At 76.1% G+C, this 17,877-nt stretch carries 19 protein-coding genes; 12 read left to right on the top strand and 7 right to left on the bottom strand.

The features are described from left to right. Nucleotides 1–67 precede the first annotated feature (67 nt). From ACFY00_RS14035 to ACFY00_RS14020, 4 genes are read right to left on the bottom strand one after another with little or no spacing between them, the layout of a single operon-like run. A complete protein-coding gene (locus ACFY00_RS14035; protein ID WP_388030892.1) occupies nt 68–793 on the bottom strand; it encodes a 4'-phosphopantetheinyl transferase family protein in 726 nt (241 codons plus the stop codon). Further along, nucleotides 790–1,590 carry a hypothetical protein gene (locus ACFY00_RS14030; RefSeq protein ID WP_388030890.1) on the bottom strand — a complete coding sequence of 267 codons (801 nt, stop codon included), beginning with the start codon at nt 1,588–1,590 and terminating at the stop codon, nt 790–792. Before ACFY00_RS14030 ends, ACFY00_RS14035 begins: the two co-directional genes overlap by 4 nt. A gap of 4 nt (nt 1,591–1,594) precedes the next feature. Beyond that, nucleotides 1,595–1,900: an acyl carrier protein gene (locus ACFY00_RS14025; protein WP_388030889.1), complete on the bottom strand. Its 306-nt coding sequence runs from the start codon at nt 1,898–1,900 to the stop codon at nt 1,595–1,597. 45 nt (nt 1,901–1,945) lie between these two features. Beyond that, nucleotides 1,946–2,878, bottom strand: a complete 933-nt coding sequence (locus tag ACFY00_RS14020) for a 3-oxoacyl-[acyl-carrier-protein] synthase III C-terminal domain-containing protein (RefSeq protein ID WP_388030888.1) — start codon at nt 2,876–2,878, stop codon at nt 1,946–1,948. A 98-nt stretch (nt 2,879–2,976) separates the two neighbouring features. On the opposite strand from ACFY00_RS14020, the gene ACFY00_RS14015 reads away from it, so the two are divergent. The 4 genes from ACFY00_RS14015 (at nt 2,977) to ACFY00_RS14000 (ending at nt 6,291) form a co-directional block, all read left to right on the top strand. After that, the gene (locus ACFY00_RS14015; RefSeq protein WP_388030886.1) at nt 2,977–3,306 is read left to right on the top strand and encodes a hypothetical protein; all 330 of its coding nucleotides are present in this window, start codon (nt 2,977–2,979) and stop codon (nt 3,304–3,306) included. Beyond that, nucleotides 3,303–4,463: a glycosyltransferase gene (locus tag ACFY00_RS14010; protein WP_388030883.1), complete on the top strand. Its 1,161-nt coding sequence runs from the start codon at nt 3,303–3,305 to the stop codon at nt 4,461–4,463. The genes ACFY00_RS14015 and ACFY00_RS14010 overlap by 4 nt, the downstream gene beginning before the upstream one ends. Before the next feature lie 88 nt (nt 4,464–4,551). After that, complete coding sequence (locus ACFY00_RS14005; RefSeq protein ID WP_388030880.1) at nt 4,552–5,502, top strand: ATP-binding cassette domain-containing protein; 951 nt, start codon at nt 4,552–4,554, stop codon at nt 5,500–5,502. A gap of 24 nt (nt 5,503–5,526) precedes the next feature. Beyond that, a complete protein-coding gene (locus ACFY00_RS14000) occupies nt 5,527–6,291 on the top strand; it encodes an ABC transporter permease (protein WP_388030879.1) in 765 nt (254 codons plus the stop codon). Nucleotides 6,292–6,340: 49 nt separating this feature from the next. On the opposite strand, the gene ACFY00_RS13995 is transcribed toward ACFY00_RS14000, so the two are convergent. From ACFY00_RS13995 to ACFY00_RS13985, 3 genes are all read right to left on the bottom strand, one after another. Continuing rightward, nucleotides 6,341–7,705, bottom strand: coding sequence for a PLP-dependent aminotransferase family protein (locus ACFY00_RS13995; protein ID WP_388030876.1), 1,365 nt, complete (start codon nt 7,703–7,705; stop codon nt 6,341–6,343). Beyond that, the gene (locus ACFY00_RS13990; RefSeq protein ID WP_388030875.1) at nt 7,702–8,640 is read right to left on the bottom strand and encodes an alpha/beta hydrolase; all 939 of its coding nucleotides are present in this window, start codon (nt 8,638–8,640) and stop codon (nt 7,702–7,704) included. Before ACFY00_RS13990 ends, ACFY00_RS13995 begins: the two co-directional genes overlap by 4 nt. A gap of 105 nt (nt 8,641–8,745) precedes the next feature. Continuing rightward, nucleotides 8,746–9,825, bottom strand: coding sequence for an alpha-hydroxy acid oxidase (locus ACFY00_RS13985; protein ID WP_388030872.1), 1,080 nt, complete (start codon nt 9,823–9,825; stop codon nt 8,746–8,748). Between the two features lie 176 nt (nt 9,826–10,001). Here ACFY00_RS13985 and ACFY00_RS13980 point away from each other — a divergent pair, with 176 nt between their 5' ends. The 8 genes from ACFY00_RS13980 (at nt 10,002) to hppD (ending at nt 17,784) form a co-directional block, all read left to right on the top strand. Further along, nucleotides 10,002–11,474 carry a class I adenylate-forming enzyme family protein gene (locus ACFY00_RS13980; RefSeq protein ID WP_388030868.1) on the top strand — a complete coding sequence of 491 codons (1,473 nt, stop codon included), beginning with the start codon at nt 10,002–10,004 and terminating at the stop codon, nt 11,472–11,474. A gap of 50 nt (nt 11,475–11,524) precedes the next feature. Continuing rightward, on the top strand, nt 11,525–11,812 hold the full coding sequence (locus ACFY00_RS13975) for an acyl carrier protein (RefSeq protein ID WP_388030866.1): 288 nt from the start codon (nt 11,525–11,527) through the stop codon (nt 11,810–11,812). After that, nucleotides 11,809–12,090: an acyl carrier protein gene (locus ACFY00_RS13970; RefSeq protein WP_388030864.1), complete on the top strand. Its 282-nt coding sequence runs from the start codon at nt 11,809–11,811 to the stop codon at nt 12,088–12,090. Before ACFY00_RS13975 ends, ACFY00_RS13970 begins: the two co-directional genes overlap by 4 nt. Next, complete coding sequence (locus ACFY00_RS13965; RefSeq protein ID WP_388030862.1) at nt 12,087–13,196, top strand: beta-ketoacyl synthase N-terminal-like domain-containing protein; 1,110 nt, start codon at nt 12,087–12,089, stop codon at nt 13,194–13,196. Before ACFY00_RS13970 ends, ACFY00_RS13965 begins: the two co-directional genes overlap by 4 nt. Further along, on the top strand, nt 13,193–13,714 hold the full coding sequence (locus tag ACFY00_RS13960; protein ID WP_388030860.1) for a hypothetical protein: 522 nt from the start codon (nt 13,193–13,195) through the stop codon (nt 13,712–13,714). Before ACFY00_RS13965 ends, ACFY00_RS13960 begins: the two co-directional genes overlap by 4 nt. 85 nt (nt 13,715–13,799) lie before the next feature. After that, nucleotides 13,800–15,446 carry an AMP-binding protein gene (locus ACFY00_RS13955; protein ID WP_388030857.1) on the top strand — a complete coding sequence of 549 codons (1,647 nt, stop codon included), beginning with the start codon at nt 13,800–13,802 and terminating at the stop codon, nt 15,444–15,446. Beyond that, nucleotides 15,443–16,759, top strand: coding sequence for a beta-ketoacyl-[acyl-carrier-protein] synthase family protein (locus tag ACFY00_RS13950; RefSeq protein WP_388030855.1), 1,317 nt, complete (start codon nt 15,443–15,445; stop codon nt 16,757–16,759). Before ACFY00_RS13955 ends, ACFY00_RS13950 begins: the two co-directional genes overlap by 4 nt. Then, on the top strand, nt 16,756–17,784 hold the full coding sequence (gene hppD, locus ACFY00_RS13945) for a 4-hydroxyphenylpyruvate dioxygenase (RefSeq protein ID WP_388030853.1): 1,029 nt from the start codon (nt 16,756–16,758) through the stop codon (nt 17,782–17,784). Before ACFY00_RS13950 ends, hppD begins: the two co-directional genes overlap by 4 nt. The last annotated feature ends 93 nt before the right edge of the window (nt 17,785–17,877 follow it).

The following is a 17,877-nucleotide window of genomic DNA, read 5'->3' as shown; positions in this document are numbered from 1 at the left end:
GCGCGTGCGCGGGGCCCGACCGGTGCGGTTGCCGGTCGGGCCCGATCCGCTCGCCGCACGGGTGGGTTCAGGGGCTCCAGGTGCGGTGGCGGACGGTGAAGGGGCGGTCGGTGTCGGCGGCGACCGCGGCGCGGAACGGGCCCGGCACCGGGACGTCGGCCAGCCAGAGCGGGCCGGGTCCGAGCGGGGCGGCGTCGGCCAGGCGCAGCGGGGAGGGACCGGCCAGCGGGAGGCCGAGGCCCTGGGCGAGCCGTCCGCCGTGGACCTTGACGCAGGCCTCGCGGCGGCACCACAGGCGGGTGAAGCGGTCGGCGCCGTCGGCGGGGGTGGGCGCCTGGAGGACGAGCGCGGCGTCGGCGGCCGGGAAGTGGCGGCGGGCGATCCGCGCGCCGACCTCGGGGCGGGCGAGCTGTTCGACGTCCGCGCCGACCCGGCGTCCGACGGCGAGGGCCAGCAGGGCGAGCGCCCCCGAGCCGGACCAGTTGACCTGGAGCGGGACGGCGGCGGCGGGGAGGACGGGTTCGGGCTTGCCGTGCGGGCCGTAGCGCCACACCAGCTCGGCGGGGGCGAGGCCGAGCCGTTCGGCGACGAGCAGCCGGACGGCGCCGCGGGCCACCGCGAAGCGTCCGCCCTCGGCCGGGTCGTGGGCGCGGTCGGCCCGGTCGCGTTCCACGGGGTCGAGCAGGGCGTGGAGGCGGCGCACGACGTGCGGGGGCTGGTCGGTGGGGATGCTCCAGGCGTCGATGACGTCGGTGGGGCCACCGGTGCGGTGCGGGGTGTCGGGGGTGTTCACGGCAGGGTCAGCGTACTGAGTCGGCCCAGGCGCCGGTCGTGGTCGGCGACCAGCAGCGGGCGGCGGGCGGGGAGGTGGTCGGCCAGCAGGGTCCAGACGCCGGTGAAGGGCTGTCCGGGGCGGGCCGCCTCGGCGCCGTCGGGGACGCCGTGGCCGGCCAGTCCGGCGGAGAGCAACAGCCTTGCGCCGTCGCCGAGTCGGCGGTGCTCGTCGCGGGCGGTGCGCAGGGCCGGGGCGGCGTCCGGCCGGTCGTGCCGGCGCACCCGCATCCCCTCCCCCGCGGCCTCCTCGCAGACCAGCACGACGGCGCGGTGCTCGGCGGGCAGTTCCACCGGTTCGGGGGTCTCGTGGTGCAGGGCGCTCTGCTCGGCGAGCACGATCACGGCCCGGCGGCAGCCGCCGGTGCGGTGGTGGACGGCGGCCAGCCGCAGGGCGGTGAAGGCGGCGGCGCTGCCCTGGTCGCAGACGGCGAAGGCGGTCGGCTGCCCGGGGCAGTGGCGGCTGAGCCGGAGCGAGGCGGGGGCGGCGGGCCGGACGTCCGGGGAGGAGAAGGCGAGGATCAGCAGGTCCGCGGGTTCGCCCCCGGGCAGGGCGCGTTCCAGCAGCGCGGCGCCCATCTCCGCGTAGTCGTGCCCGGCGCCCGCGCTCAGCAGGTCCTCGCGCAGCGGCAGGCCGTACGGGCGGACCAGGTCGCCGGTGAAGGTGCGCAGGTCGGGGTGGAGCGCGGCGGCGGCGTGGCCGTCGAACCCGGCGGCGACCGCCCTGGTCACGCGCAGGCCTCGGATCTGGGCGGGCACCGGGTCAGTCCTCGTCGGTGTGGTGCCCGACGACGTAGTCGGTGAGGCGGTCGACGGTGCGGATGTCGTCGATGGCGAGGTATTCGACGTCGACCTGGATGGCGAGCGTCTCCTCGATGTCCAGGACGAGTTCGACGATGCCGGAGGAGGTGAGGCCGTAGTCGTCGAAGAAGCAGGCGTTCTCGGGGACGTCGGCGAGCGGGACGCCCAGCACGCGCGGCAGGACCTCCTCGATGCCGCGCCGGATGCGGTCGCGCACCTCGGGGTCGGTGGTGGCCGTCTCGCTTGCGGGCAGGGCGGATTCAGGCATGGGTGGACCGTCCGGTGGTGGGTGGATGGGTGTGGGGCAGGGGCGTCAGTGCTGCAGGACCATGGCCGCGAAGGTGGCGCCGATGCCGGCCGCGGCGATCAGGTAGGGGTCGCCGGGGCGGAGCGCTCCGCGGGTGGTGGCGGTGTGGAGGTTGACGAAGGCGTCCGCGGCGAAGCTGTGTCCGACCGCGGGGACGTTCTCCAGGAGCACCCGCTCGACGGGGAAGGCGAGTTCGCGGCAGGTCGCCCGCCAGGAGGCCTGGTTGACGTTGTGCGGGAGCAGCAGGGCGAGGTCGGCGAGGTCGAGGCCCGCCCGGTCGAGCGCGGCCCGAACGGTCTCGACCATGGTGGGCTGGTACTCCCGCTGGTAGCGGGTCATCAGTTCCGGGTCGTCGACCGGTCGGCCGTGGAACTCGGGGCGTTGGCGCACCGCGTAGGAGAGCACGCGGTTGCGCTCGCCGTCGGCGCTGACCAGGCAGGCCGTCGCGGCCTCGGCGAAGATCGTGGTGTCGGGCAGGAGTTGGGCGTCCCGGGTGAAGGTCTTCTCCCCCGCCACCACCAGGGCCAGCGCCGCCGGGTCGCCGTCGTCCGCGAGCAGTCGGCCGGCCAGGTCGACGGCCAACAGGGAGGAGGCGCAGGCCTGTTGGGTGACGGTGAACGCGTCGGCGCGGGTGAGGCCGAGGCGTTCGCCGAGCTGGTGCAGGGGGTTGATCGGGTAGGGCGCGGCGACCGGTGTGCTGCGGGCGTGCAGCAGGTACCGGACGCGGTGTTCGTTGCCGCGCAGTTCGGGCAGCGCCCGGACGGCGGGTTCCAGCAGGTCGAGCAGCGTCCCGTCCGGGTCCAGGCGCACCTGGTCCAGGCCGTGGAAGCGGCGGAAGATTCGGAGTTGACGTGGGGTAAGGCCGATCCGGGCGCCCACGTCCTCGATCGGTTCGAGTCGCGGGGGGAGGTGGACGGCCACTGCCTCCAGTGCGGTCACCCCGGTTAGTATTCCCACGCCCTGCGGGTCGCACAAGCGATCACCGCCCCGGGGCCCCCTCCCTCACCCCGTTGCCGTCGAGCCGGTGGAGCCTTCCGATGACCGATTTCCCGCCTTCCTTCGCATGCCCAGGAACCGCTTCCGAGCTGGGCTGCGCGCCGCCGCCCGGACCACCCGCCGCCCTGGACCCGGAGTTGCTGGCCGCGCTGGCCGAGGCCGCCGACGCTCTGCCCGAATGGGCACGGTCGCTGGCCCCAACGGACCGACTCGACGCCGATCTGGCCCTGGACGAGAGCGAGTTGACCGTCCTGGACGCGCTGCTGCGGGAGCGCTTCGGCGTCGACCTGGGCGCGCTGCGGGCCGGTCTCGACCTGGACGGCCTGGCCGCGCTGACCGTCGGCGACCTGGCGGAGCTGGTGCGCCGGTGAGCCGCTTCCTGCTGGTGGTGCCGCCGCTGGCCGGGCACGTCAACCCGGCGGCCGGGATCGCGGACGAGCTGGTCGCCCGCGGCCACGAGGTGGCCTGGACCGGCACCGAGTCCATGCTGCGGCCGCTGCTGGGCCCCGGCGCCCGGGTCCTCGGCACCGGCAACCGGATGTTCCGGCCGATGGGCGGCCACGGCCTGGCCTCGCTGCGCTCGCTGTGGGAGGGCTTCGTCGTCCCGTACGCCAGGTTCACCCTGAAGCCGTTGGACGCGGTGGTGCGGGAGTTCCGGCCGGACGCGCTGCTGGTGGACCAGCACACCCCGGCGGGCGCGCTGGTCGCGCACCGGTACGGGCTGCCGTGGGCGACGCTGGCGCCGGGGGCGATGGAGCTGGGCCGCCCGTACCGGCACCTGCCGCGGGTCGAGGCCTGGACGACGGGCCTGCTGGCGGGGCTGTGGGAGCGGGCCGGGCTGCCCGCCGGGGAGTTCACCGACCCGCGCCGCTCGCCGTACCTGGTGCTGGCCACCTCGGGCCGGGCGCTGCTCGGCGAGCTGCCGGAGCTGCCGCAACTCGCCCTGGTGGGGCCGGTGCTGACCGCGCGACCGGCGGACCGGGCGTTCCCGTGGGAGCGGTTGGCGGCCGGTCGGCGCACCGTGCTGGTCACCATGGGGACGATGTCGGACGCGGTCGGCGCGGACTTCCTGCACCGGACCGCGGCGGCGCTGGCGCTGCTCGCCGGGGAGGGCGTGCGGGCGGTGGTCGCCGCGCCCCGCGGGGCACTTCCGGCTGCCCTTCCGGACTCCGTGCTGGTGGTCGATCGGGCACCGGTGCTGGAGCTGCTGTCCGGCGGCCGCTTGGACGCGGTGCTCTGCCATGGTGGGATGAACACCGTGGTCGAGTCGCTGGCGCACGGGGTTCCCGTGCTGGCGGCGCCGATCCGCAACGACCAGCCGTTCGTGGCGCGGCGGGTCGCCCGGGCCGGGGCGGGCCTGCGGGTCCCGTTCGCCCGGGCCGGTGCGCCGGTGATCGCCGAGCGGCTGCGGCGGGTGCTGGACGATCCCTCGTACCGGGCGGCCGCCGAGCTGACGGGTCGTCAACTGCTTTCCGGCGGCGGCGCGTCGGTCGCCGCCGACCGGATGGCGGCGCTGGCCGCCCCCTGATACCGCCTCGCGCCCGCCGACTGCCGTCCCATGAGCGGTGGTCGGCGGGCGCGCGGCCCCGTACCCCACTCCAGCACGGGAGTTCTGGTTGATCGAGACCAAGGGACTGCGCAAGTCCTATCCGTCCAAGCGCGGCCGGGCCGTCGTCGACGCCGTCCGCGGCATCGACCTGGACGTCCGGGCGGGCGAGATCTTCGGATTCCTCGGCCCGAACGGCGCCGGGAAGACCACCACGCTGCGCATGCTCGCCACCCTGATCCGCCCGGACGGCGGCGCGGCCCTGGTCGCCGGGGCCGACCTGCTGGCCGACCCGGCCGGGGTCCGCCGCCGGATCGGCTACGTCGCCCAGGGCGGCGGCACCGCCGACGCGGTCACCGGGCGGGAGGAGCTGGTCCTGCAGGCCAGGATGTACGGCAGCCGCAAGGCCGAGGCCCAGCAGCAGGCCGCGGACGCCCTGAAGGCCTTCGACCTCGGCGAGTTCGCCGACCGCCCCTGCAGCACCTACTCCGGCGGCCAGCGCCGCCGGATCGACATCGCGCTCGGGGTGATCCACGCCCCGAAGGTGCTGTTCCTGGACGAGCCGACGGTCGGCCTCGACCCGGCCAGCCGCGGCCAGGTGTGGGCCGAGATCCAGCGGCTGCGCACCGAGGGCATGACGGTCGTGGTCACCACCCACTACCTGGACGAGGCCGACGCGCTCTGCGACCGGGTCGCGATCGTCGACCACGGCCGGGTCGTGGTGGAGGGCACGCCCGAGGCGCTCAAGCGCGAGATCTCCGGCGACGTCGTGCTGCTCGGCCTCGCCGCCGGGCAGGCCGCAACCGCCGCCGAGGCCCTGCGCGGGCAGCCCTCGCTGCACCGGCTGGAGCCGGGCGAGGAGGGTCTGCGGCTCTACCTGGACGACGGCGCGGCGGCGATCCCGCGCCTGCTGAGCGTCCTGAACGGGGCGGGCATCGTCCCCGGGACGCTCCAGCTCCAGCGGCCGAGCCTGGACGACGTGTTCCTGGCCCGCACCGGCCGCTCCATCGAACAGTCCTGACGAGAAACCCCTGGGGTCCCTTCCGTGAAGCTCGCCCGTGACACCTGGCTGGTCCTCCAGCGGCAAGTGCTGCTGATGTGGCGCACCCCGATCTGGATCGTGGTCGGCATCACCCAGCCGGTCTTCTACCTGCTGCTGTTCGCCCCGCTGCTGAAGAAGGTGCTGGCGCCGATGGGCGCCACCAGCTACGCCGAGGCGTACCAGATCTACGTCCCCGGCCTGCTGGCGGTGCTCTGCATCTTCGGCGGCCTCTACACCGGTTTCAGCCTGCTCGGCGAACTGAAGGCCGGCATCATCGAACGCTCCCGGGTGACCCCGGTCAGCCGGCTCGCCCTGCTGCTGGGGCGGGCGCTGCGCGAGATGCTCGGACTGGTCGTGCAGGCGGTGATCATCATGCTGGTCGCGCTGCCGTTCGGCCTGCGGGTCGAGCCGCTGAGCCTGCTGCTGGCCTTCGTGCTGCTGGCCCTGCTGGCGCTGATGGCCTCGGCCCTCTCGTACGGCATCGCCCTGGCGCTGCCGAACGACGCCGCGATGGCGCCGGTGGTGAACACCATCGCGCAGCCGATCGGCCTGCTCTCCGGGGTGCTGCTGCCGCTGGCGCTGGCGCCGGTGTGGCTGCAGCAGGTCGCGAAGTGGAACCCCTTCTACTGGGCGGTGGAGGGCATGCGGGCGCTGTTCTCCGGGCACCCCGGGGACGGCGTGGTCTGGCAGGGGCTGCTGATCGTCGTGGTGATGACGACCGCGGCGGTGGTCTGCTCGGCCCGGCTGTTCTCGGCCCGGATCCGGTAGCCGCGCACGACGGAGGGGAGGGGCCGCGGCCCCTCCCCTCCGTCGTGTCTCAGTGCGCGCTCGTGCTCCGGTTCGCGGCGGCGTCCCGGTCCGCGGCGGCGTCCCGGTTCGCGGCGGTCCGGACGAAGTCGGCCAGCCGGGCGACGCCCGTCTCGATCTGCCGGGCGCTCAGGGCGCTGATCGACAGCCGCAGCCGGCGTTCGCCGCCGCCCGCCGGGTAGAACGGGGCCATCGGCGTCCAGAGCACCCCGTGGTCGCGGGCGCAGCGCTCCATCGCCGCCTCGTCGGCGGTGAACGGCACCTCCAGCACGGCGAAGAAGCCGCCCTCCGGCTCGTTCCAGGACACGCCCAGCCGGTCCCGCTCGGCCGCCGGGAAGTGCCGCTCCAACTCCCGTAGCAGCACGGCCAGGTTGGCCGCGTAGTGGGCGCGGGCGGGGGCGTTGGCGGCGCGCAGGCGGCAGTCGTGGCGCAGCAGCATGCCGCCGATCACGGCCTGGCTGAGCGCCGGGGTGTTGACCGTCGTCATGCTCTTGAGCTTGGCGAGTTCGTCGGCGAGCAGTGTGGTGCGGCCGTCCGGGGCCAGCACCCGCTGGTCGGCGAGCACGTAGCCGAGCCGGGCGCCGGGGAAGCAGGTCTTGGCGAACGAGCCGAGGTGGACGACCTGGTGGCGGCGGTCCAGGGCCTTCAGGGTGGGGCGGTCGCCCTCCTCCCGGGAGAAGAAGCCGTACGGGTTGTCCTCGATCACCAGCAGCCCCTCCTCGGCCGCCGCCTCGAGCAGCCCGGACCGGGCCCGCAGCGGCATGCTGGTGCCGGACGGGTTGGCGAAGTCCGGGACGACGTAGAGCGCCCGCGGGCGGCGGCCGGAGGCCCGGACGGCGCGGGCCGCGGCGCGCACGGCCGCCGGGTCCGGCCCGCCGTCGGTCCCCTCCGGGACGGGGACGGTCGCCAGGTCGAGCAGCCGGGCCGCGCCGGTGACGCCCACGTAGCAGGGCGAGCTGACCAGCAGCACGTCCTCGGGCGTGGCGCACAGCGCGCGCAGCACCAGCAGCATGCCCTCCTGCGCGCCGACGGTCAGCACCAGCGCCGCGGGGTCGGCGTCGATGCCCTCGTCGTTGGCCAGGGTGCGGGCCACCAGGTCGGCGACGATGCCCTTGGTCGGCCCGTACTGGAACAGCGCGGTGCGCACGGCGCTGCGGCTCAGGCCGCGCTCGGCGAGGTGGGTGAGGTAGGTGTCCAGGTGGGTGTGGACGTCCTCGGGTTCGAAGAAGCCCTCGTGCGGACGGCCGGGGGCGAAGGAGAGCGCGTCCGGGTGGCGCTCGGTGACCTCGTTGAGGAAGGTCATCGCGTCCAGCAGCGGGTCGGCGAGGCTGGCGTGCAGGTCCGCCAGCGGGAGCGTGCGGGGGGCGGTGGTCATCGGAGGGCCTCGCGCAGTCGGTCGGCGGCGTACTGCTGGGCGGCTCGGCCGTCGTCGAGGACGCCGGACATCGCGAAGAAGCCGTGCGGCATGCCGTCGTAGCGGCGCAGTTCGACGGGGACGCCCGCGGCGCGCAGGGCTTCGGCGTACAGCTCGCCCTCGTCGCGCAGCGGGTCGTACTCGGCGGTGATCACGGTCGCGGGCGGCAGGCCGGCCAGCGAGGGGGCGCGCAGCGGGGAGGCCAGCGGGTGCGCGCCGTCGGCCGGGTCGGCCAGGTAGTGGCCCCAGTACCAGGCCACCGAGCGGCGGTTGAACAGCAGCGGGTCGTCGTGCTCGCGGACGGACGGGGTGTCCGCGGCGTGGTCGGTGTTCGGGTACACCAGCAGTTGGTGCCGCAGCGCGGGGCCGCCGCGTTCGCGGGCGAGCAGGGTGAGGGCGGCGGCCAGGTTGCCGCCCGCGCTGTCCCCGCCGACCGCGATCCGCCCGGGGTCGGCGCCCAGGTCGGCGGCGTGGGCGACGACCCGGTCGGCGGCGGCGAGCACGTCGTGGACGGCGGCCGGGAAGGGGTGCTCGGGAGCGAGCCGGTAGCCGACCGAGACGGTGACGCAGCCGACCGCGTTGGTCAGGCGGCGGCAGATCGCGTCACCGGTGTCGAGCGAGCCGAGCACCCAGCCGCCGCCGAACAGGTAGATCAGCAGCGGCAGTTGCTCGGCCGCCTCACCGGCCGGCCGGTAGACCCGCAGCGGCAGCGGGCCGCCGGGGCCGTCGACGGTGAGCTCCGCGACGGAGCCGACCGGCTCCGGGTTCCCGGCGGCGGCCCGGATCTCGGCGAGGTCCGCGGCCCGGGCCTCGGCGAGGGTGCGGGTGTACAGCGGGGGCGTACCGGCCGCGGCGCGCTGCCGGCGCAGGGCCTCGGCCTGGGGATGCAGTGGCAAGGGACGTTCCTGGGGTCGGGCCGCCGGTCGGCGGCGGAGTGGCGCGGTGGGGTGGTGCGGCGGCGGAGTGGCGCGGCGGGCGCGCGGTGCGGGGGCCGCGTCCGGTCAGGTGGGGGTGACGGCGGTGGGGTCGAGGTCGGTGAGGCGGGGGCGGCCGAGCAGGGCGAGGGTGTGGTCGAGTTCGGCCTTCAGGAGCTCGAGGACCCGGGCGACGCCGTTCTCGCCGTCGGCGGCGAGGCCCCAGAGGGCGGGGCGGCCGATCAGGACGGCGCGGGCGCCGAGGGCGATCGCGAGGGCAGCGTCCGTGCCCGTTCGGACACCGCCGTCCAGGAGCACGGGCAGGTTCGGCGGGAGGGCGGCGGCCACTTCGGGCAGGGCGGCGAGGGTCGATGGGGCACCGTCGAGTTGGCGGCCGCCGTGGTTGGAGACCAGGACGGCGTCGACGCCGTGTTCGGCGGCGAGGCGGGCGTCCTCGGCGGTGAGGATGCCCTTGAGGACGATCGGCAGGGTGCTGCGTTCGCGCAGCCAGGCCAGGTCGGCCCAGGTCAGGGTGGGGTCGAACTGTTCCCGGGCGTGGTCGGCGATGCCCGAACTTCCTTGTCCCGCACGGTGACTGGCGGCCGTCAGGGCCGGGTCGAGGTTGACGGCGCGGACGTGCGCGGGGATCGCGAAGCCGTTGCGGGCGTCGCGCAGGCGGCGGCCGATCCGGGGGGCGTCGACGGTGAGCACCAGGGCGCGGTACCCGGCGTCCTCGGCGCGGGCGATCAGGGCGGCGAGGGCGTCGCGGTGGCGCAGCCAGTAGAGCTGGAGCCAGAGCGGGCCGGTGGCGGCCCCGGCGATGGACTCCAGGGTGCGGCTGGCGAAGATCCCGGCGACCAGGAGCGCTCCGGCGCGGCCCGCCGCGCGGGCGGTGGCGACCTCGCCCTCGGGGTGGAACAGCTGGTGGTAGGCCATCGGGGCGATGCCGATCGGGGTCTCCAGGGGGCTGCCGAGCAGGGTGAGGCGCTGGTCGGTGGTGGAGACGTCGACCATGGTGCGCGGGCGCAGGCGGCACTGCGCGAACTGGGCGCGGTTGGCGGCGAGGGTGCGTTCGGCGCCGCTGCCGCCCTGGAGGAAGTCCCAGGTTTCGGTCGGGAGTTCGGCGCGGGCGGCGCGTTCGACGTCGGAGAGTTCCAGGGCGTCCAAGGGTCTGCCTTTCCGGGCAGGCCCCGGTCGGGCCCGCTCCGGCCCGGCAGCGTAGGAGGCGACGCCCCCAATGGTCTAGACCTTGCTTCGGCTCGAACGGCTGTGTCATGGTCGGGAGGCCGAACCGACCCCGCCGGTCGTGACCGGCGTCCTTCCAACCTCCCCTTCGTGGAGTGGTGTTGACCGGATCTCCCTCTCTCCCCGCCCTGCCCTGCGGTGCCCCGCACGACTGGGTGGACCGCTTCCTGCTGGCCGGACCTGCCGACCAGGAGTGCCTGCGCTTCGGCGCCCCCGTGGACCGCGCCGCGCTGCGCGACCTGGTCGCCGAGCAGGCCGCGCGGCTCACCGCCGCGGGCCTGGCGCGCGGCGGCACGGCCGCGCTGCGGCTGGCGCCCTCGCTCGGCTACGCCGCCGCGCTGCTGGCCTGCTGGCAACTGGGCGCCCAGGCCGTCCTGTTCGACCACCGGCTCACCGACCACGAGGTCGCGCTGGCCGTCGAACGGCTGGCGCCCCAGGTGCTGGTGGAGTCGGCGCACGGCCCCGCCGCGGCGATGCGCGGCTTCGCCGAGACCGACCCGGTGCCGGTCGCCCTGCCGGGCGGCCGACCGGCCGCGACCGGCCACGCGCTGGTGCAGCTGAGCTCGGGCTCGACCGGTCCGGCCAAGGTGATCGCCCGCACCGCCGCCGACTTGCTGCGCGAACTCGACTGCTACGCACGGCTGGTGGCGTTCCCGAAGGCCGGGGAGCGGGTCGTCCTGCTCTCCTCCGTGGTGCACGTCCTGGGCTTGGTCGGCGGGCTGCTGAACAGCCTGCACGCCCGGGCGCCGCTGACCGTCCCCGCGCGGACGACCACGGCGGGCATCCTGGCCGCGATCGCCGAGGACGACCGGCCGACCACCGTGATCGGCGTGCCGTTCCACGCCGAGCTGCTGGCCGGTGCGGCCGCTCCCCCGCCGCTGCCACAGCTGCGCCGGATGATCGTCGCCGGCGAGCTGCTCCGCCCCGGGCTGCCCGCCGCCTTCACCGCCCGGTACGGGGTGCCGCTGGGCACCATGTACGGGATGACCGAGCGCGGCGTCATCGCCACCGACCTCGACGGCACCCTGCACCCCGAGGCCGTGCCCGTCCACGGCACGGAGCTGCGCGAGGACGGCGGCGAGCTGCACCTCGCGATGGCCGCCTCCCCGTACCCCGGCCTGACCGACCCCGCCCGCTGGTCGGACGGCTGGCTGCACACCCGCGACGCGGGCCGGGTCGACCCGGCGACCGGCCGGGTCACCGTGCTGGGGCGGCGCGACTCGCAGGTCTCCGTCGGCGGCCTCAAGGTCGACCTCAACGAGGTCGAGCACACCCTCGCGGGCCTGCCCGGGGTCCGCGAGGCCGTGGTGGTCTTCGCGGACGGCGCCATCGAGGCGTACCTGGCCACCGAGGACGCCGGGAGCACCGGGGACGCCGGGACTGACGGGGCCGCCGGGGCCGCCGTCCGGACCGACACCGACCGGGCCGACGCCGTCCGGGAGGTGCTGGCCCGCGAGCTGGCCGCCTTCAAGCGGCCCCGGCAGCTCGCCTTCCTCCCGGCGCTGCCCCGCACCGCCACCGGCAAGCTCGTCCGCGACGCCGCCGCGCTGCGCGCCGCCGCCACCCCCTGACCGACCGCACACCGCACCGAACCCCGACCACCCCGTACGAGGAGCACAGCATGCAGGAGCGCATCCAGGAGTTCGTCCTCGCGACGCTCACCGAGATGAACTACGACGTCGCCGAGGTCACCGGCGACACCGACCTCGGCCCGGCCGGGCTCGACCTCGAATCGCTGGCGCTGGCCGAGCTCTCGGTCCAGGTCGAGGACGAGTTCGGGATCAAGTTCGACATGGACGAGCTGGAGACCACCGCGCTGATGACGCTCGACCAGTTCACCGCCGACGTGGCCCGCCGGGTCGCCGCCGCGACCGCCGGGACCGCTGCGACCGCCGGGACCGCCGCGTGAACACGCCCGCACCCGCGCTGCCGGACCGGGCCGCGGTGGTGGCGATGCTCGCGGCGTTCGGACAGCGGGCCGCGGAGAGCGTGCCCGAGCACCTCGGTTCGCTCGAACTCACCTGGCTGACGGCCGAGTTCGAGCAGCGCTACGGAATCGAGCTGGAGCTCTCGGACGGACAGTTCGCTGCGGTCCGAACGGTGGACGACGCCGTCACCGTGCTGTGCGCGGCCGTCCTCGCCGCCACCACCGCCGCCCCCTCCCCCGGTGGGGTCGCCCGGTCATGAGCAGCAGCGCACCGTCGGCCGGACGGCCGGTGTTCACCGGCCTCGGGGTGCTCAGCGCCTTCGGCGCCGGGCCCGCCCCGCTGGCCGCCGCGACCGCCGGGGGCTCCACCGCCGGGTTCGCCGCGGTGACCCGCTTCGACGTCGCCCGGCGCGGCACCCGGCGGGCGGCCCTGCTGGCCGATCCGCCGCCGCTCGCCGAGGCGGTGCTCGGCGCCGTCGCCGACGCCTGCGCACAGGCCGAACTCCCCTGCAGTGCACCGCTGTTGCTCGCCCTGCACAGCGACCTGCGGACCCGCGAGGTGGCCGCGGAGGTGGCGCGGGGCACCGCTGTCCTCGGCCTGGCCGGGGTGGCCCGGGTCTACACCGGCGCCTGCGTGGCGGCCGCCACCGCCGTGGCCGACGCCGCCGCGATGGTCGGCTCCGGCCGCCACCCCCGGGTGGTGGTCGCGGCCGGGCACCTGGTGGAGCCGGGCGTCTTCGCGGCCTTCGACGCGGGCCGGGCGCTGGCCCGCGACGGCGAGCTGCGGCCGTTCAGCAGCGGACGCAGCGGCACCCTGCTCGGGGACGGCGCGGCGGCCGTGGTCGTCGAGGCGGACACCGCCGCCGCCGCGCGCGGTGTCCGCCCGCTGGCCCGGCTGGCGGGCTGGGGCCGCTCGGGGGACGCCCACCACGTGTGCCGTCCGCGGCCAGACGGGGCGGGCGTGGCCCGGGCCGTCCGGTCCGCGCTGGCCCGGGCGGGGGTCGCCCCGTCCGAGGTGGGCTACGTCAACGCCAACGGCACCGGTTCGCCGATGTCGGACCTGGCGGAGGCGCGGGCGCTGCGCGAGGTGTTCGGCGCGGCGCTGGGCGAACTGCCGGTCAGCTCCAGCAAATCCGTGCACGGGCACGCCCTTGAGGCCTCCGCTCTGCTCGAACTCGCCGTCACCATCGGCGCGTTGGGCAGCGGGCGGCTGCCGGTCAACGCGAGCTGGCTGGGACCGGATCCGGAGATCGGGCTGAACCTGGTCCTGACCGGGCCCCGGCAGGAGGTCCGTCCGCGCTACGCGCTGAGCCTCAACTCGGCGTTCGGCGGCGCCAACACCGCGCTCCTGGTGGCCGCCGCGTGAACCGCCTGCGCACCCTCGCCACCGCCCGCTGGCCCGACGGCGAGCCGCCGCCCCCGCTGCCCGGCTTCTCGGCCTCGACCTTCAACCCGCTGGTCGCGGCCGTCGCCGAGCGCTGCCTGGCCGCGCACTACGGCGAGCCCGGGCCACCGCGCCGCACCGGCCTGCTGCTCGCCAGCGCCGGGGGCGACCGGGCCACCGCGCTGGCCATCGACACCGCCGCCGCGGGGCACCGGATGCCGCCGCTGCTGTTCTTCCAGTCCAACCCGAACGCCGTCCTCGGACACGTCGCCGCCCGCTGGCAGCTGACCGGCCCGGTCCTCGCGATCAGCCCGCCGGAGGCCGCCGCGCCCGGTGAAGTCCCACCGGACGCACTGGAGTTGGCCGAACTGCTACTAGCCGACGGTGACGCCGACCACGTCCTGGTGATCGCCGCCGAGCAGGCCGAGCGCACCGGGCACGCCGAGCACGCAGGGTACGCCGACCGGGCCGCCGCCGTCCTGGTCGCCGCCGCCCCCTGACCCACCCCGTCCGCACGCGTCCGTCCCCGGACGCCGCACCGCACCCGCACGGCCAGCGCCGTGGCCCATGGGAGGGACCCACACCGTGAGCACCCGCAGTATCCGCAGCCTCCTGGCGAACGACCCGGACGTCGGCGCCGGGAACGTGCTGACCAGCAGGATCGCCCTGGGCACCGGCCTCGACGACCCACTGCTGAGCTTCGACACCCCCGTGGACGGCCGCGCCGCCGGGGAGGCGTTCACCCTGCGCGGGGCCGACCGCGCCGTCCGGGCCCGGGCCGCCGCGCTGCACGCCCTGGGGATCGGTCGGCGGGACGTGGTGGTGGTGTACGCGTCCGCCGCCGCCGACCAGGTGCTGTCCTTCCTGGCGCTGGCCCGGCTCGGCGCGATCCCGGCGCTGCTCAACCCCGGGGTGGAGGGCGAGCGCGCGGCCCGCTACATCGCCCGCCTCGGCGCCGTCGGCATCCTCACCGACCCCGCGCACCGGGCCGAGCTGGCCGGGCACGACCCGGCGGCGCCCGTCCTCGCCGACGCCGCCCGACTCGCCGACGGCGACCCGGAGTCGGCGCCCGCCCCGTACCGGCACCACCCGGACGACCCGGTGGCGATCACCCACTCCTCCGGCACCACCGGGATGCCCAAGGCCGTGGTGCACTCGCACGCCAGCCTGTACGCGGCGATCCGGCACCGCGCCGCGCTTCCCCGTCCGCAGGGCATCGACCGGGTGCTGAGCGCACTGCCCGCCGCGCACGCCGCGACGCTGATCGCGCTCAATCTGGCGCTCAGCTTCCACTCCCGGCTGCACCTGATCTCGCAGCAGACCGGCCCGGCGGTGCTGGAGGCGATCGAGCGCTGGCAGCCGCAGAGCGTGTTCGGCTTCGCCACCACCTGGGCCGACCTGGCCCGGCAGGACCTCTCCGCCCGCGACCTGTCCTCGGTGGGCCTGTGGTGGAACACCGGCGACTGCGCGCACGAGGCGCACATCCGCCGCCTGATCGCGCAGGGCTCGCGCGAGACCGTCACCCGCGAGGGCCGCGGCCGTCTGCCGGGCTCGGTGTTCGTCGACGGCCTCGGCTCGACCGAGATGGGCCACTCGCACTTCCACATCACCCACGCCCCGGGCACCGAGAAGTACGGCCGCTGCGTGGGCCGTCCGCACGCCTTCGTCGACTGCGAGGTGGTCGGCCCGGACGGCGAGCCGCTCGGCCCCGGCGAGGTCGGTGAACTCGCCACCGCCTCACCGACGTTGGCGCCCGGCTACTGGAACGACTCGGTCACCACCTACCGCACCCGGCTGCGCGGGCGCTTCCTCACCGGCGACCTGATGTACCGGGACGAGGACGGCTACTACTACCACGTCGACCGGCTGGTCGACTCGGTCGACCTCGGCGGCGGCCGACGGCTGTACACCGCGATGTCCGAGGAGCGGGTGCTGGCCGACGTCCCCGGTGTGCAGGACTGCACGGTCGTCGCGGTCAAGGACGGCGGGCGGGTGGTCACCGACGTGCTGCTGCTCCTCGCGGACGGCGCCGACCGGGCCGCGGACCGCACCGCGGAGGTGCTGGCCGCGCTCGACGGGCCCACCGCCGCGACCGTCCGCTCGGTGCTGGTGGTCGACGACGCGGACATCCCGCTCGGCCCGACCGGCAAGGTCCGCAAGGTGCTGCTGCGCGAGCGCCACCTCGCCGCGTCGGCCCCTGCCGCCACGACCGCCCCCGGCGGCGCCCGGTGACCCGGGCCGGACGGCCCGGCGCCGTCGTCACCGGCATCGGGATGGTCACCTCGCTGGGCCGCGCGCCCGAGGAGGTGTTCGCCGCGCTGGCCGCCGGGCGCAGCGGCATCACCGCCGTGCCGGAGGGCCACGTCGCGCACGGCTGGCTGCCCGCCGCCGGGATCGCCCCGCACGTGGACGGCCGGGAGGTGCTGCCGCCGACCGAGACCCGCTGCGTCGACCGCTTCGTGCTGCTGGCGATGGCCGCCGCGGACGACGCGCTGGCCGACGCCGCGCTGGTGGTCGGCCGCGACGTGGACGCACGGCGCACCGCCGTGGTGCTGGGCACCGGTGGCGGCGGTCTGGAGACGTACGAGCAGCAGGCGGGCCGCCGCCGGGAGCGCGGCCGTCCCGGTGTCAGCCCGTACCTGCTGCCCGGGATGCTCTCCAACATGGCGACCGCCCGGATCGCGATCAAGCACGGCGTCCGCGGCTTCAGCACCGCGATCGTGACGGCCTGCGCGGCCGGGGCCCAGGCGGTGGCCGAGGGGCTGCGGCTGATCCGGGCCGGTGACGCGGACGTGGTGGTGTGCGGCGGGACGGACGCCTCGCTGCACCCGACGATCGTCTCCGCCTTCGCCAACGCCCGTGCGCTGGCCCAGGGTTGGGGCGACCCGGCGCAGGCGTCCCGGCCGTTCGACGCCCGCCGCAACGGCTTCGTGCTGGGCGACGGCAGCGCCGTCCTGGTGCTGGAGAGCGCCGAGCACGCCGAGGCCCGCGGCGCGGCCGGGTACGCCGAGCTGATCGGCTGGGGCGCCAGCACCGACGCCCACCACCCGACCATGCCCCGCCCCGACGGCGAGGGCGCCGCCGACGCGATGCGCGCCGCGATCGCCGACGCCGGGCTGGCCGCGTCCGAGATCGGCTACGTCAACGCGCACGGCACCGGCACCAGGCTCGGCGACCTGGCCGAATCGGCGGCGCTGCAGGCGGTGTTCGGTGCGCACCGGCCCGCCGTCAGCTCCACCAAGGGCGCCACCGGCCACCTGCTGGGCGCGGCCGGGGCGGTGGAGGCCGCCGTGACCGCGCTGGCGGTGGCCCGCGGGCTGCTGCCGCCGACCCTCAACCTGGACGAGCCCGACCCGGCGTGCGACCTGGACCACGTCCGCGGCGCCGCCCGCCCCGCCGTACTGCGGGCCGCGCTGAGCAACGCCTTCGCGTTCGGCGGCCACAACACCAGCCTGGTCTTCGGGCCGACGCCCACCCGTACCGCCCGGCGGGCCGCCACGGCCCGCCCCCTCGCCCTCGACTCCCGCTTCCAGGAGCCCAGTTGACCATCCGGACGATCACCCACGTCGAGTACCACTGCGCGGACGCCGCACGGAGCGCCACCGAGTGGCAGACCTCCTTCGGCTTCCGGCGCGACGCCGAGCAGCCGGTGTGGCGGCCCGGGGTGCAGGCCGTGCACCTGCGGCAGGGCGGCATCCGGCTGCGGCTGCTCTCCAGCGCGATCAGCGACCACCCGGTGGCCCGCTACGTCGCGCGGCACGGCGAGGGGGTGGCCGTGCTGGCGCTCGGCTGCGCCGACCCGCGGGCCGCGCTGGAGCGGGCCGAGCGGCACGGCGCCGAGGTGCTGGACCGGGACGGCGCGCTGGTCGCGGGCTTCGGCGACACCGCGCTGCGCTTCGTCGCCCTGCCGGACGACGCCGCGGGCGACGCACCGGGCGACACCCCGGACGACACCGCGGAGACCGTCGACGGCGAGCTGCTGGACGCCCTGGACCACGTCGCGATCTGCGTGCCCGCCGGGCAGTTGGCGCAGGCCGTGCTGTTCTGCGAGGCCGCGCTCGGCATGCACCGGATCTTCGGCGAGTACATCGCGGTCGGCGAGCAGGGCATGGACTCCAGCGTGGTGCAGAGCCCCTCCGGGGACGTCACCTTCACCCTGATCGAGCCGGACACCGGCCGCCGGGCCGGGCAGATCGACACCTTCCTGGCCGACCACGACGGCGCGGGCGTCCAGCACCTGGCCTTCCGCACCGGCGACATCGCCACCGCCGTCCGCACCGCCCGGGCCCGCGGCGTGGAGTTCCTGACCACCCCCGGCACCTACTACGACGCGCTGGCCGAGCGGCTCGGCGGCACCGCGATCCCGGTGGGGACGCTGCGCGAGCTGGACGTCCTGGTCGACCAGGACCACGGCGGCCAGCTGTTCCAGATCTTCGCCCGCTCCACCCACCCCCGGCGGACCTTCTTCCTGGAGCTGATCGAGCGGCAGGGCGCGGGCACCTTCGGCACCGCCAACATCAAGGCCCTGTACGAGGCCGTCGAGCGCCAGCGCGCCACCGCCACCGCCTGACCCGCCACCGCCTGACCCGCCACCGCCTGACCCGCCACCGCCTGACCCGCCACCGCCTGATCCGCCACCCGACCACCCTCCGAGGAGGCCCAC

The organism is Kitasatospora sp. NPDC001540, assembly GCF_042894345.1.
Lineage (GTDB): Bacteria > Actinomycetota > Actinomycetes > Streptomycetales > Streptomycetaceae > Kitasatospora > Kitasatospora phosalacinea_C.
Note: the sequence above shows the minus strand (reverse complement) of the source record. Positions and strands in the feature narration are given on the sequence as shown.